The 13,415-nt window shown below is 44.2% G+C and carries 13 protein-coding genes; 6 read left to right on the top strand and 7 right to left on the bottom strand.

Going from position 1 to position 13,415, the window contains the following annotated elements; genetic code table 11:
* Positions 1 to 195: 195 nt before the first annotated feature.
* From frdA to frdD, 4 genes are read left to right on the top strand one after another with little or no spacing between them, the layout of a single operon-like run.
* The gene (gene frdA, locus FIV01_RS01030) at positions 196 to 2,001 is read left to right on the top strand and encodes a fumarate reductase (quinol) flavoprotein subunit (protein WP_152429356.1); all 1,806 of its coding nucleotides are present in this window, start codon (positions 196 to 198) and stop codon (positions 1,999 to 2,001) included.
* On the top strand, positions 2,001 to 2,759 hold the full coding sequence (locus FIV01_RS01025; RefSeq protein ID WP_152429355.1) for a succinate dehydrogenase/fumarate reductase iron-sulfur subunit: 759 nt from the start codon (positions 2,001 to 2,003) through the stop codon (positions 2,757 to 2,759). Before frdA ends, FIV01_RS01025 begins: the two co-directional genes overlap by 1 nt.
* A 2-nt stretch (positions 2,760 to 2,761) precedes the next feature.
* The gene (gene frdC / locus FIV01_RS01020; RefSeq protein WP_152429354.1) at positions 2,762 to 3,145 is read left to right on the top strand and encodes a fumarate reductase subunit FrdC; all 384 of its coding nucleotides are present in this window, start codon (positions 2,762 to 2,764) and stop codon (positions 3,143 to 3,145) included.
* 12 nt (positions 3,146 to 3,157) lie between these two features.
* Positions 3,158 to 3,535, top strand: a complete 378-nt coding sequence (gene frdD, locus FIV01_RS01015; protein ID WP_152429353.1) for a fumarate reductase subunit FrdD — start codon at positions 3,158 to 3,160, stop codon at positions 3,533 to 3,535.
* Between the two features lie 65 nt (positions 3,536 to 3,600).
* Here frdD and FIV01_RS01010 read toward each other — a convergent pair whose 3' ends face one another.
* The 6 genes from FIV01_RS01010 to priA form a co-directional block, all read right to left on the bottom strand.
* Positions 3,601 to 4,284 carry a nitroreductase family protein gene (locus FIV01_RS01010; protein WP_152429352.1) on the bottom strand — a complete coding sequence of 228 codons (684 nt, stop codon included), beginning with the start codon at positions 4,282 to 4,284 and terminating at the stop codon, positions 3,601 to 3,603.
* A gap of 179 nt (positions 4,285 to 4,463) precedes the next feature.
* Positions 4,464 to 5,795, bottom strand: a complete 1,332-nt coding sequence (hslU, locus tag FIV01_RS01005; RefSeq protein ID WP_152429351.1) for an ATP-dependent protease ATPase subunit HslU — start codon at positions 5,793 to 5,795, stop codon at positions 4,464 to 4,466.
* Between the two features lie 37 nt (positions 5,796 to 5,832).
* Positions 5,833 to 6,375, bottom strand: coding sequence for an ATP-dependent protease subunit HslV (gene hslV / locus FIV01_RS01000; RefSeq protein ID WP_152429350.1), 543 nt, complete (start codon positions 6,373 to 6,375; stop codon positions 5,833 to 5,835).
* Positions 6,376 to 6,606: 231 nt separating this feature from the next.
* Positions 6,607 to 7,140 (bottom strand): cell division protein FtsN, encoded by a 534-nt coding sequence (ftsN, locus tag FIV01_RS00995; RefSeq protein ID WP_152429349.1) that lies wholly within the window; start codon positions 7,138 to 7,140, stop codon positions 6,607 to 6,609.
* Positions 7,141 to 7,323: 183 nt separating this feature from the next.
* Positions 7,324 to 8,331 (bottom strand): DNA-binding transcriptional regulator CytR, encoded by a 1,008-nt coding sequence (cytR, locus tag FIV01_RS00990; RefSeq protein ID WP_152429348.1) that lies wholly within the window; start codon positions 8,329 to 8,331, stop codon positions 7,324 to 7,326.
* A gap of 245 nt (positions 8,332 to 8,576) precedes the next feature.
* Positions 8,577 to 10,775 carry a primosomal protein N' gene (gene priA / locus FIV01_RS00985; protein ID WP_152429347.1) on the bottom strand — a complete coding sequence of 733 codons (2,199 nt, stop codon included), beginning with the start codon at positions 10,773 to 10,775 and terminating at the stop codon, positions 8,577 to 8,579.
* Between the two features lie 284 nt (positions 10,776 to 11,059).
* On the opposite strand from priA, the gene rpmE reads away from it, so the two are divergent.
* Complete coding sequence (gene rpmE / locus FIV01_RS00980) at positions 11,060 to 11,278, top strand: 50S ribosomal protein L31 (RefSeq protein WP_114785970.1); 219 nt, start codon at positions 11,060 to 11,062, stop codon at positions 11,276 to 11,278.
* A 239-nt stretch (positions 11,279 to 11,517) separates the two neighbouring features.
* A complete protein-coding gene (locus FIV01_RS00975) occupies positions 11,518 to 12,792 on the top strand; it encodes a malic enzyme-like NAD(P)-binding protein (protein WP_152429346.1) in 1,275 nt (424 codons plus the stop codon).
* A 136-nt stretch (positions 12,793 to 12,928) separates the two neighbouring features.
* On the opposite strand, the gene metJ is transcribed toward FIV01_RS00975, so the two are convergent.
* Complete coding sequence (gene metJ / locus FIV01_RS00970; protein WP_152429345.1) at positions 12,929 to 13,249, bottom strand: met regulon transcriptional regulator MetJ; 321 nt, start codon at positions 13,247 to 13,249, stop codon at positions 12,929 to 12,931.
* Positions 13,250 to 13,415: the final 166 nt, after the last annotated feature.

Below are 13,415 nucleotides of genomic sequence, written 5' to 3'. Positions count from 1 at the left end.
GAAGTAAAAGTATGCCGTGACAGCCCTCACATTACGCGCATTTTTCACTCAAACCTCCTGACTACTGAAGCAAAAACCTAAATACATCAATATTTGCTTTATGCGTGTCTTTTACACTAACCCTAGCCTTTTTAAGGTTTTCTCTATTGACAATAACAGGCGGTTCACTCCGCCGATTCCTACCGGAGGGTAACTGTGAAAACCATCACCACAGATATCGCAGTCATTGGTGCAGGCGGCGCCGGTCTTCGTACTGCCATTGCAGCCGCTGAAGCAAACCCAGACTTAGACATTGCACTGATTTCTAAGGTTTACCCTATGCGCTCACATACAGTGGCGGCAGAGGGTGGCTCAGCAGCAGTTATCAAGGATGAAGACAGCTTAGATAACCACTTCAACGATACCGTAGGAGGCGGAGATTGGTTATGTGAACAGGATGTCGTTGAATATTTTGTAGAAAATGCAACTCGCGAAATGATCCAAATGGAGCAATGGGGTTGCCCTTGGAGTCGTAAAGCAGACGGTGAAGTCAACGTAAGACGCTTTGGCGGCATGAAAGTCGAACGAACTTGGTTTGCGGCCGATAAAACTGGCTTTCATATGCTGCACACCCTATTTCAAACCTCAATTAAGTACAAAAATATTAGAAGGTTAGATGAGTACTTTGTTGTCGATCTGCTTGTCGATCAAGATGAAATACAAGGATTGGTTGCCATTCAGATGTCAGAAGGTGAACTCATCACCATCAAAGCCAAATCTGTTGTATTAGCCACAGGCGGGGCTGGCCGTGTTTACCACTGCAATACTAACGGCGGTATTGTGACTGGGGATGGTATGGCGATGGCTTACCGCCACGGTGTGCCATTGCGAGATATGGAGTTTGTCCAATACCACCCAACAGGCTTACCTGGTACAGGTATTTTAATGACTGAGGGTTGTCGTGGTGAAGGAGGGATTATAGTCAATAAAGATGGTTATCGATATCTGCAAGACTATGGCATGGGGCCTGAAACGCCTATTGGCCAGCCCAAAAACAAATACATGGAGCTGGGTCCTCGCGACAAGGTTTCACAAGCCTTTTGGCATGAGCAGCAAAAAGGCAACACCATCAAGCACTCTCTTGGAGACGTCGTCCACTTAGATCTACGCCACTTGGGCGAAGATTACCTTCAAGAGCGATTACCTTTTATCTGTGAGCTCGCTAAAGCTTATGTCAATGTTGACCCAGCAAAAGAGCCAATACCTATCCGTCCAACCGTCCATTACACTATGGGTGGAATCGAGACAAACCCAAACTGCGAAACTCGGATTAAAGGCTTATTTGCTGTTGGTGAATGTGCATCAGTAGGGCTTCATGGCGCAAATCGTCTCGGCTCTAACTCATTGGCTGAGTTCGTCGTATTTGGCCGGGTTGCTGGTGAGCAAGCAGCCAAACATGCGACCAATTTCAAAGATTGGAACCAAGCATCCATATCTGAACAAGTTCAATCTATTGAAAAGCGCCTAAACGACTTAATCAACCAAGAAGGTGATGAGAACTGGGCCGAAATACGCAATGAAATGGGCCATGCTATGGAAGCAGGCTGCGGCATTTACCGTCAACATGATTTGATGCAAGTAACCATAGATAAGATTGCCGAGCTCAAAGAGCGCTTCAAACGTGTGAGTATAAAAGACAAAGGAAAAGTATTTAATACCGACCTGCTGTATGCAATTGAAGTTGGCTATGGCTTAGAGGTAGCTGAAGCCATGGTGCATTCAGCCATATTACGCAAAGAGTCGCGAGGCGCCCACCAGCGCCTCGACGATGGATGCACTGAAAGAGATGACATCCATTTTTTAAAGCACTCACTCGCTTTTTACCACCAAAACTCAGAGCCTCAAATTGATTACAGTGACGTCACTATTACCAAATCACAACCCAAAGCTCGTCTGTATGGCGAAGCAGCCGAAAAAGCGGCAGCACAAGAAAATGAAAAATCTGTACAGGAGGGCTTCTAATGTCTGAAAATCGAATCCAAAAAGTAGAGATTTTGCGATACGATCCTGAGCAAGACACAAAGCCACACTGGCAAAGCTTTGATGTTCCCTTTGATAACACCATGTCTACCTTAGATGCGCTCGGTTACATCAAAGATAATTTGGATAAAAATCTCTCCTATCGATGGTCATGCCGAATGGCGATATGCGGTTCTTGTGGCATCATGGTTAACGGAGTGCCAAAGCTGGCATGTAAAAGCTTTTTGCGTGACTACCCAGACGGCATCAAAATTGAACCATTGGCTAACTTCCCAATTGAAAAAGATTTGATCGTCGATATGACGCCTTTTATCGAACGACTCGAAGCAATAAAGCCGTATATCATTGGCAATGACCGTCAACCTGAAGATGGAACCAATAAACAAACCCCAGAGCAAATGGCCAAATATAAACAGTTTGCAGGATGCATTAACTGCGGATTATGTTACGCGGCCTGTCCTCAATTTGGCCTCAACCCTGAGTTTATCGGACCTGCGGCACTCACTTTAGCCCATCGCTATAACCTAGATAGCCGAGACAAGGGTAAAAATCAGCGTATGGCTATGATTAATGGTGCCAACGGAGCTTGGGGATGTACCTTTGTCGGTTATTGCTCTGAAGTATGCCCCAAAAACGTCGATCCTGCGGCCGCAGTCAACCAAGGCAAGGTCGAATCATCGATGGATTTTGTTATTGCAATGCTTAAACCCGATGGCAAATTAACAGCGAAGGAGGCCTGAGGATGAGTAATCGAAAACCTTATGTCCGAGAGATGACCCCAACTTGGTGGAAAAGTCACCCCTTCTACCGCTTCTATATGTTAAGAGAAGCAACCGTTGTGCCCTTGGTTATATTTACTATTTTTCTGCTGATTGGCTTAGGCTCGCTAGTGAAAGGCCCTGAATCATGGCAAGCATGGCTTGAGTTTATGACCAATCCTATTGTTATTTTGATTAATATTATTGCGTTGATCGGCAGCCTTTTCCATGCACAAACCTTTTTTAGCATGATGCCTCAAGTAGTGCCTATTCGGCTCAAAGGCAAACTGATCGACAAGAAGCTTATCGTAATGGCTCAGTGGGCAGCCGTGATATTTATTTCCCTAATTATACTTGTTGTGATTTAAGGAGCCTTGACTATGAAGCCGAATTTTTCAGTAAATACTGCTCCAAAACGCTCCGATGAACCAATCTGGTGGAGCTTGTTTGGCGCCGGAGGAACATGGTTTGCCATGGTGACTCCAGTCACTATTCTTGTGTTGGGAGTTTTGATTCCCTTGGGAGTCATTGATTCAGAGGCATTAGATTATCAACGCGTCAAAGGCTTTAGTAGCAGCTTGATAGGAGGGTTATTTATCATCGCGACTTTGGCTCTACCCATGTGGCATGCGATGCATCGTATTCATCATGGCATGCACGACCTCAAGATCCATGCTGGATTGACTGGTAAGATAGCCTGTTATGCCTTTGCAGGTTTGGTCTCAGTCTTGGCGGTAATATTTATTATCATGTTGTAACAAAGTATAAACCTGCGCCCCTTATACATGGGGTGCAGAGATGAAGGAACTTAATCTCGCCACTCCTATTCAATAAAAGTGGCGATGTCTTCAAGCGCTTTTTTGTTTAATGCGTGCTCTGGTATGGTAGCGTCTTTGTCTGGATAACCCGTCACTATTAACATATATGGTCTATCAACATCTGGATCGCGACCGCATATACCAGTCAAAAAGCTCATGGGTTTAGGAGTATGGGTTAGCGTTGCCAGCCCTGCATTATGTAGCGCTTGGATCAGGAAGCCAGTCGCAATCCCTACCGATTCATGCACATAGTAGTTCGCCTGCTCACCATCATTAGCCAACCCACCTTTTTTCTTCGAAAATACAGCGATTAGCCAAGGCGCCTTCTCCAAATATGGCTTATCCGCATCGGTACCTAATGGCTTTAATGCATCTAGCCACTCTTGACCCGCTCGTCCTTGATAAAACGTTCGCTCTAACTCTTCTGCAGCTTGTCTAATCTGCCCTTTCACTTGACCGCTGTGAATGGCAACAAAATGCCATGGCTGGTGATTCGCACCACTTGGAGCCGTCCCTGCGGCGCGTATACAGTTTTCGATAATGTCTTTAGCAACAGATCGGTCTGAAAATTTACGAATAGAGTGGCGACGTTTTAGCTGCTGATAATTTTTCTTAGCGCGAGCAGACATTTCCTCAGCCGGAAATTCGATAAAATCATCAAGTGGGTAGTGAGATTCTAAAGGCGACATACGGTTTCCTTACACTATGAATATCAATCCACTATAGCGATTCACCATACAGATGCATAGATAAAGAAATGTCAGAGAGCAGCACTGAGAGTCAGAGCAACTTTTATCAAAAGAGACAGGAAAGGAAAAAGCCGATCTTGTGATCGGCTATACTCGCGAATAAAGGCTGCGTAGATAGGCTAGAGGATAAAACGGCTCAGGTCTTCATCTTCTATGGTATCGCCTAGCTTTTCTTTTACGTATTGCGCATCAATGGTCATCTTTGAGCCAGCTTTGTCTGTCGCTTCAAAAGAAATCTCATCCATTAAACGCTCCATAACAGTATGCAGACGGCGAGCACCAATATTTTCCGTCGTTTCATTCACCGTCCAAGCAGCTTCAGCTATTTGAGCAATGCCATCTTGAGTAAACTCAATGTCCACTTGCTCGGTTTTCATTAGAGCAACATACTGCTCAGTCAGTGACGCTTTTGGCTCAGTGAGAATACGTTTGAAATCATCGCTAGACAGCGCTTCAAGCTCAACACGGATAGGCAAACGACCTTGCAGCTCTGGGATTAAATCTGAAGGTTTAGCTACTTGGAATGCACCTGAGGTAACAAACAGAATATGATCCGTCTTCACCATACCATGCTTAGTTGAAACCGTACTGCCCTCAATCAGTGGTAGCAAGTCTCTTTGAACACCCTCGCGAGATACATCCGGACCAGAACTTTCACCACGCTTACAAATTTTGTCGATTTCATCAATAAATACAATGCCATTGTTTTCAACGTTAAAAATGGCCTGCTCTTTTAGTTCTTCCTGATTCACCAGCTTGGTCGCTTCTTCTTCAGTCAGCGTCTTAAAGGCATCTTTAATTTTCAGCTTGCGCTTTTTCTTAGCATCACCGGCCAAATTTTGGAACATACCTTGAAGCTGGTTTGTCATTTCTTCCATACCAGGAGGAGCCATAATTTCCACCCCCATTTGCGGAGCTGCAACATCAACTTCAATTTCTTTGTCGTCTAACTTACCTTCACGCAATTTCTTACGAAAAGTCTGACGAGTATTAGAACTTTCCTCGGTTTGCTCATTTTGTCCCCAAGCATCACGTGCTGGTGGTAAAAGAGCATCAAGAATTCGCTCTTCAGCTTGCTCTTCCGCGCGGAATTTAACCTTTTCCATTGCTTGCTGGTGAGTCATTTTGATTGCTACATCGGTCAAATCTCTAATGATGGTTTCAACTTCTTTACCAACATAACCAACCTCTGTGAACTTGGTCGCCTCAACTTTAATGAAAGGCGCGTTAGCCAATTTAGCAAGACGACGCGCTATTTCCGTTTTACCTACACCTGTTGGACCAATCATAAGAATATTCTTGGGAGTAACCTCAACGCGCAGACTCTCTTCTAGTTGCATTCTTCTCCAGCGATTACGCAGAGCGATGGCAACTGAACGTTTAGCCTTGTCTTGGCCAATGATATGGCGATTAAGTTCGTGAACAATTTCGCGAGGGGTCATTTCAGACATAATCCAATTCCTTAAATTCTATAACCACTATCTTTGTTTATTCAGCGTTAGCTTCTGGAGTTTCTAGTTCTTCGATAGTGTGATGCTGGTTAGTAAACACACAGATGTCGCCTGCAATTTTCAAGGACTTCTCTGCAATTTCACGTGCGTCCAACTCAGTATTTTCCAATAATGCCGTCGCAGCAGCTTGAGCGAAATTGCCGCCTGAACCAATCGCAATCAAATCGTTTTCTGGCTGAACAACATCACCGTTACCTGTGATAATAAGCGAAGCGGTTTCGTCTGCCACTGCCAATAGAGCTTCCAATTTTCTTAGCGCTCGATCGCTGCGCCAATCTTTGGCAAGCTCAACTGCGGCTTTGGTCAAGTGACCTTGATGCATTTGTAGTTTGCTCTCAAAACGCTCAAAGAGCGTAAACGCATCGGCCGTGCCACCAGCAAAACCAGCCAACACTTTATTATTGTATAGGCGACGAACTTTACGTGCGTTTCCTTTCATTACAGTGTTACCCAGCGATACCTGTCCATCACCTGCGATAACGACTTTATTATTTCGGCGTACAGATACAATAGTAGTCACGAGTGGACCTCATCATTATTTTAATTCCAATGTTAGACAGTATATGAGGTTACTAAATGACAAATTCAAGGGAAGAGTGTGTATCCTCAAATAATCTCAGTCTAGTTTGAACCACATCGATACCAGCAGCTTGCTGGGCACAACATGTGCGGTCATTTCACCATTATCCGTTTTAAAACATATAATTATATTTTTAAAACAGATAACAGTCATCGATGATAAAAGAATAATTTACTGAGAGTCTTTCCAAATGGCACAAGGTTCAATTTTCGCTCGTTGTAGCTTGTGTTTATCTCTTTCAGCGTCTCTTTTAAATTTATATGGGCCAAGAACAACTCGATACCATTTGCTGCCCTCTTTTTTACGTATTTTGCTATTGATGCCTTGGAACGCTATGTCCAATTTACGAGCTTCAGCCTGCGCTGCGTTGGTATAAGCCCCACACTGCATAATGTAAGGGATCTCAGACACTACTTGCTCTTTTGCCGTGACTTCTATTTCCCGATTAGGTAAGGATTCAACGTAATCCCACTTCTCCTCAGGAGGGGCTGGTAAAATCTTCTTGGGCTTTGGCTTAGCCTGCTTAAGGACAGGTTGGGGCGGTTCTGGGTCATTACTCAATGTATAAAGCCCATAGCCGAAGGTGCCGACCAAGAGCACAGCAAGGAGACCACTTCGCCATGGCTTTCTTGATGGGGATTTTTTGGACGTTGTTTTTTTGCCGCTATTACCGCGACCGCGTTTTACGTAATCTCTATTTGCCACTGCTATAAATCAATGTCTATTACCTCTATCGCTATGGTAATCCAGATTGTCCTGCGATGACAGGGAGGAAATGGAAGCGACACATCAAAATGCATCGCCCATTGATAAGATAAATTATTTAGACAATGTGAATACACAGTTAGAATAATCACCTATGCTAGCGGTGTATGTAACCATTGCTCTCTAGCAACTTCTTGGCGGAGCGACACTGTCTCTCACGACTAATTGAGTCTCAAGCAGTCGTGAACCCGCACGAACATCGTGACCTCGCAAGAGATCCAACATCATCAACATAGCTTGACGGCCTATCTCATAACGTGGCTGAGAAATCGTCGTTAATGGTGGATCGCAATATTGAGCGAAGTGAATATCATCAAAGCCTACCACAGACAAATCTTGAGGAACTCGCAAACCTAATTTTTTCGCCTCTTGAATCGCCCCGATTGCCATCGCATCATTATGGCAAAAAATAGCAGTCGGCGGCTCAGGAAGAGACAGTAGCTGCCTGATGGCCTTAGACCCATCTTCAAAAGAAAAACGGCCTTGAATGCAATAGTTTGGGTTCATCGTGATCCCAGCCCGGCGGAGTGCTTGTTGATAACCTTGATGGCGGAACTGACATAAGACAGCCGATTCTGGACCAGAAACCTGAGCAATTCGTTTATGACCCATTTGAGTCAAATAGTTTACCGCTTCAAAAGCCGAAGTAAGATTGTCGATATGTACGGTTGGTAGCTCAAGCTCAGGGGCAAATTCACATGCCATCACCATAGGAGGCAAGTTTTTTTGCTCTGGTTTACTCACATCAAAAGGTAAGTCAGTACCAAGCAGTAACATGCCATCGGCTTGCTTGGTAAAGACTAAATTAACAAAAGAACTTTCGCGTTTTTTCTGTTGTCCGCTGTCGCCAAGTAACACGATATAACCATGCTCCACAGCCGCATCCTCAATACCTCGAATAATCTCGGTATAATACGGATCGCAGATATCAGGAATAATCGCGATGATGGTTTTAGATTCATTTCTACGTAAATTACGTGCTAGAGAATTAGGTGAATACCCTGCCTCTAACACCGCATCCTCGACTCGCTTCCTTGTGGCTGAAGATACTTTTTCCGGATTCATTAGCGCACGCGATACAGTCGCAGTTGAAACGCCAGCCAGCTGAGCAACATCCTTCATTGTCGCCATAAATTTATTACCCTCTTTATTTTCCAAACATGGTAGCGGCCTCGCTACCTTAATCGATAGTGATGGACTGCCCTCCATCAAAACGACTATCTTCCAGACAAATCGTTTATCTACCGCGTATCATTAAAATAAATTATTAAAATCAATTCATAGTTTATTCATTTCAGCGCAGAATATTACGGGGTGATTAACAAAAATCAGACTAGCTTCGAGATGTGAATCACAATTAAATGAAAAAGCTGAAATCAGCTTAAATCTTGCGGCTCAATATCAATCGACCAACGCACTTTTTTCGAATTCGGTAACAAATTGATCGCTGGCTTTGCACTGAAAAGTAGTTTTTGCATGATGGGACGACTTGTTACCTGTAGCATGAGTTGCCAGCGATGCTTACCTGCCCTTTTAGCTTGCGGCGCTGGAGTAGGTCCGAGAATCTGGCAATGTTCCTTAAAAAGAGGATGTCCTTCGAGAGTAAAACGCACTTGACGTAAAAAATCTTCAACCAGCTGGACTTGATTCGCCTCTGCACGGAATAAAGTTAAAAACGAATAGGGTGGCAAATGTGAGCCTTTTCGTTCTTGCAATGCTAACTCAGCGAAATACCGATAGCCTTTGGTAAGCAAGGTTTGCAGTAGGCTATGCTCAGGGTGATGAGTCTGAAGTATCACCTCCCCTTGTTTACTGGCACGCCCTGCCCGTCCCGCGACTTGAATAAATAATTGAGCCAATCTCTCGGGTGCCCTGAAATCACTGCTGTAAAGAGAACCATCAACGTCCAGTAAAGCGACAAGAGTCACATCTGGGAAGTGATGCCCCTTGGCCAGCATTTGAGTTCCAATAAGAATCTGAAACTCCTTTTTGCTGATTGAGTTTAAGGCGGCTTCTAAGCTCCCTTTTCGCCGAGTGCTATCGCGATCAATACGTATGGTTTTAAAGTCAGGAAAAAGCGCCAATAGCTGCTTTTCTAGCTGCTCAGTCCCAACGCCAACTGTTACTAACTGGGAAGAGCAGCAATTAGGACATTGCCTGATAGTTGCTTGCTGAGAGCCACAATGGTGGCAACGGACTTCATCAGTCGATTGATGATAGGTATAATAAGCATCGCAACGCTTACACTCTGCTATCCAACCACAATCATGACACATCAAGGCAGGAGAATAGCCTCGGCGATTGAGAAATAGCATCACCTGATTGCCTGATTCAAGATGTCTTCGCATGTCAGCAATCAACGCTGCAGAAAGTCCGCTATCTAAATATTGACCTTTAACATCGATGACTTTATTGACCGTAGGCAAAGCTTTTCCTGCGCGCGTCGACAGTATCAAATGATGGTATTTGCCAGACAAGGCATTGTGTAACGTTTCCAATGCTGGGGTCGCTGAACCTAACACAATGGGTATATTCTCTTTACTTGCTCGCATCACCGCAACATCACGCGCATGGTAGCGTAGGCTGTCCTGCTGCTTGTAGGAAACATCATGCTCTTCGTCAACGATGATAATGCCAAGATCAGCAAAAGGAGTCATCAAAGCGGAGCGAGTACCGATAACAATTCCCGCAATTTTATCTCTCGCACTTAACCATGCGTTTAGCTTTTCACTATCGTTTAAGCCTGAGTGAATCACCTCAACAGGAAGGTTGAAACGTTTCCTAAAACGCTTGATGGTTTGTGGCGTCAACCCAATTTCCGGCACCAAAACTAAAGCCTGCTTTCCAGCCTCGAGTACTTGCTTTATAAGGTTAAGGTAAACTTCTGTTTTACCAGAGCCCGTCACACCCTCTAGTAAAAAGCAGCCAAAGCCTTGGTGATTATTTACGCTAGCAATAGCAATGGCTTGCTCTTGATTGAGTTTTGGCTTATCAACTTGCGCTTCAACATTATCGGGCAAATGAAACTTTGGTATGCATTCGGCTGGTTCAATCCACCCCTTTTGCTCTAACTTTTGTAAAACGCTGGAAGTAATATTCTGGTCAATGAAATCTTGATGAAAAGTAGGACCACAAGAAAGGGTTTGCATCACCTGAGCATGTCGAATGGCACGCCCAAATCCGCGCGAGAGTTGTTCACGACCTTCCAAAGTTAAATGCCACTCAATTAATGGGGTAAAAGCGGCTGGTTTTCCTTTACGTAACTGAGCAGGTAAAGCGTTAAATAAGGTCTCACCCAGTGGATACTGATAAAACTGACTGCACCAAAAAAGCAGTTCGTATAGGTTAGCTTGCCACACAGGCTCAGTATCCAATACCTGTTTGATCGTTTTAAGCTTATCAAAGTCGAAATCAGACTTGTCGTCCAATTCGGTGACCAAGCCAATCATTGTCTTCGGCCCAAACGGCACCGACACCCTGCCACCAACAACTGGATTTACACCAGAAGGGATCTGATAGTCAAACTGCTTATCTATAGGGACAGGCAAGGCTACTCGGACAATCGTCGGGCGCATATCGAATTAACACCAACTCAAAAAAACCAGTCTAGTCTATGTGAAAACCGCCCAACGGGAAAGAAACACCGTCTATTTGATTGAATTGGTTCTAGTCTGCGGTTAAAAAAGTAGCACTTTCACTCGTAAATCGGTTGATCATAGATCAGCTATTGATTAGAATGTCGCGCCTTAGTGATATGGCTTGTATGGTCAGGCGGTGTCCAAGGTAAAATTTTATTAACTTACGTGTGGTGTCCGGCATAGAATCGGATAGCGACACGGCCTATATTTAGAGGTTTTCCATGAAAGTTGGTATCCATCCAGAATACAAAGCAGTTAAAGCAACTTGTTCTTGCGGTAACTCTTTTGAGTTCAACTCAACTCTAACTAAAGAGTCAATCCACCTAGATGTATGTGACAAATGTCACCCATTCTACACTGGTAAGCAACGTATCGTTGATACTGGTGGCCGTGTTGATCGCTTCAACAAACGCTTTGGTGCTCTTGCTTCTAAGAAGTAATTTTGTCTTAGAAGTAAAAAGGACGCTGTGGCGTCCTTTTTTGTTTACTGTCACAGCCCAGCTCACTAGCAGTTCCATACAATCATTCAGTTGAGCTATCTCTCACTATCTGGTCTTATCTCCTATCATTTAACCAGATTTGTTAATTTAGCTTGCTCTCTCGCCTTTGCAGCTTGACTGACTTAATCTAGAATGATTTTTCCCTATCTAAATTATTATTAAAATGAGTGTCTACCCCCATGTCCGATGACAACAACCAAGTACTTTCTCCTGAAGAGCAATTTCGTCAGCAAGCCTTGGATTACCACGCCTACCCAACAGCAGGCAAAATTTCTGTAGAGCTATCAAAACCAGCAGAAACCGCCGCTGACCTATCGCTAGCATACAGCCCCGGTGTTGCTGAGCCTGTGCGTGAAATTGCGCAAAATGCTGAGAATGTCTATAAATACACAGCAAAAGGCAATATGGTTGCTGTTATCTCAAACGGCACTGCCATTTTAGGCCTTGGTAACTTAGGACCTCTTGCTTCAAAACCTGTCATGGAAGGGAAAGCGCTATTATTCAAACGCTTTGCAGGTTTAGATTCAATTGATATCGAAGTGAAACACCGCACTATTGAAGAGTTCGTTGATACTGTTGCCAACATCGCAGATACCTTTGGTGGCATAAACCTAGAAGACATCAAAGCTCCTGACTGCTTTGAAATCGAAAAGCAGCTTATTGAACGCTGTGATGTGCCTGTTTTCCACGATGATCAACATGGAACGGCCATTGTCACTGCTGCAGGCATGCTTAACGCCATCGAGTTACAAGGGAAGAAACTCGAAGACGCCACTATTGTTTGTTTAGGTGCAGGGGCGGCGGCGGTTGCCTGTATGGAGCTTTTGATAAAGTGCGGCGCTATGCGAGAAAAGATTTACATGCTAGATCGCAAAGGCGTGATTCATACTCGTCGTGATGACCTTAACCAATACAAACAGTTGTTTGCCAACAACACAGATAAACGCACTCTCGAAGATGTGATTGAAGGTGCGGATCTCTTCCTTGGGGTTTCTGGGCCAAACCTACTTGAACCTGAAGCACTTAAGTTAATGGCAGACAAGCCGATTGTATTTGCTTGTTCTAATCCAGATCCTGAAATCAAACCAGAGCTTGCTCATCAAGTGCGTAACGATCTCATCATGGGGACCGGACGCAGCGACTACCCGAACCAAGTCAACAATGTGCTGTGTTTCCCATTTATATTCCGCGGCGCTCTAGATGTAAGAGCGAGCGAAATTAACGACGCAATGAAACTGGCTGCGGTAGAGGCTATCCGAGATCTGGCTAAAGAAGCCGTACCCGCTGAAGTATTAAAAGCGGCTGGAGTCGATAAGCTTGAGTTTGGACCAGAATACATAATACCTAAGCCTATGGATCCTCGCTTGTTGCCAAAAGTCGCCAAAGCGGTCGCAAACGCAGCTGTAGAATCAGGCGTCGCTCGTATCGATATGCCAAAGAACTATATGCAGTAATAGATGATACTGCTTTGAACAAAAGCCGCTGACTTCCCAGTCAGCGGCTTTTTCTATTCTAGACATAATGAAATGACGATCAGCCTATCATCTGATTGACGATATAAACATTGGCAACGCAAGTATCTTGTTCTGGCTAGTCTTCATCATAAGACTCAAAAGCAATGCCCATCTCAGTCATCAACTTTTTCACTTCAGCTGGAATATCATCAGGGCGATCTTTTCTTAAGTCTTCATCCGTTGGTAGCGGCTGACCGGTATAGGCATGCAAGAAGGCCTCACAAAGCAGCTCACTATTGGTCGCATGGCGCAGGTTATTAATTTGACGACGGGTACGTTCATCCGTTAATACCTTTAGTACTTTCAGTGGGATAGAAACTGTTATCTTTTTTACTTGCTCACTTTTCTTCCCATGTTCAGCATACGGGCTTATGTATTCACCGTTCCAATCTGCCATTGCGCACCTTTATGTTTGATTATGTATAAAATTACAAAAGGTAATTTTAGCGGGATTTATGGCCACAAGCAAAGACATATAGACGTCTGGATATATTGACGTCCAAAAAAACTCAAGGTAAAGTAAAAAGAGTTGATTGGAATAACATATCTCTAACATCCACGAA

The sequence above is a fragment of the Vibrio aquimaris genome, from assembly GCF_009363415.1.
In the GTDB taxonomy this organism is placed as follows: Bacteria; Pseudomonadota; Gammaproteobacteria; order Enterobacterales; family Vibrionaceae; genus Vibrio; species Vibrio aquimaris.
Note: the sequence above shows the minus strand (reverse complement) of the source record. Positions and strands in the feature narration are given on the sequence as shown.

Coding starts and splice junctions, on each gene's coding strand:
- metJ (WP_152429345.1), bottom strand. CDS start 13,249: ATGGCAGATTGGAACGGTGAATACATAAGCCCGTATGCTGAACATGGG.
- hslU (WP_152429351.1), bottom strand. CDS start 5,795: ATGTCTGAAATGACCCCTCGCGAAATTGTTCACGAACTTAATCGCCAT.
- frdD (WP_152429353.1), top strand. CDS start 3,158: ATGAAGCCGAATTTTTCAGTAAATACTGCTCCAAAACGCTCCGATGAA.
- FIV01_RS00975 (WP_152429346.1), top strand. CDS start 11,518: ATGTCCGATGACAACAACCAAGTACTTTCTCCTGAAGAGCAATTTCGT.
- frdC (WP_152429354.1), top strand. CDS start 2,762: ATGAGTAATCGAAAACCTTATGTCCGAGAGATGACCCCAACTTGGTGG.
- cytR (WP_152429348.1), bottom strand. CDS start 8,331: ATGGCGACAATGAAGGATGTTGCTCAGCTGGCTGGCGTTTCAACTGCG.
- priA (WP_152429347.1), bottom strand. CDS start 10,775: ATGCGCCCGACGATTGTCCGAGTAGCCTTGCCTGTCCCTATAGATAAG.
- FIV01_RS01010 (WP_152429352.1), bottom strand. CDS start 4,284: ATGTCGCCTTTAGAATCTCACTACCCACTTGATGATTTTATCGAATTT.
- FIV01_RS01025 (WP_152429355.1), top strand. CDS start 2,001: ATGTCTGAAAATCGAATCCAAAAAGTAGAGATTTTGCGATACGATCCT.
- rpmE (WP_114785970.1), top strand. CDS start 11,060: ATGAAAGTTGGTATCCATCCAGAATACAAAGCAGTTAAAGCAACTTGT.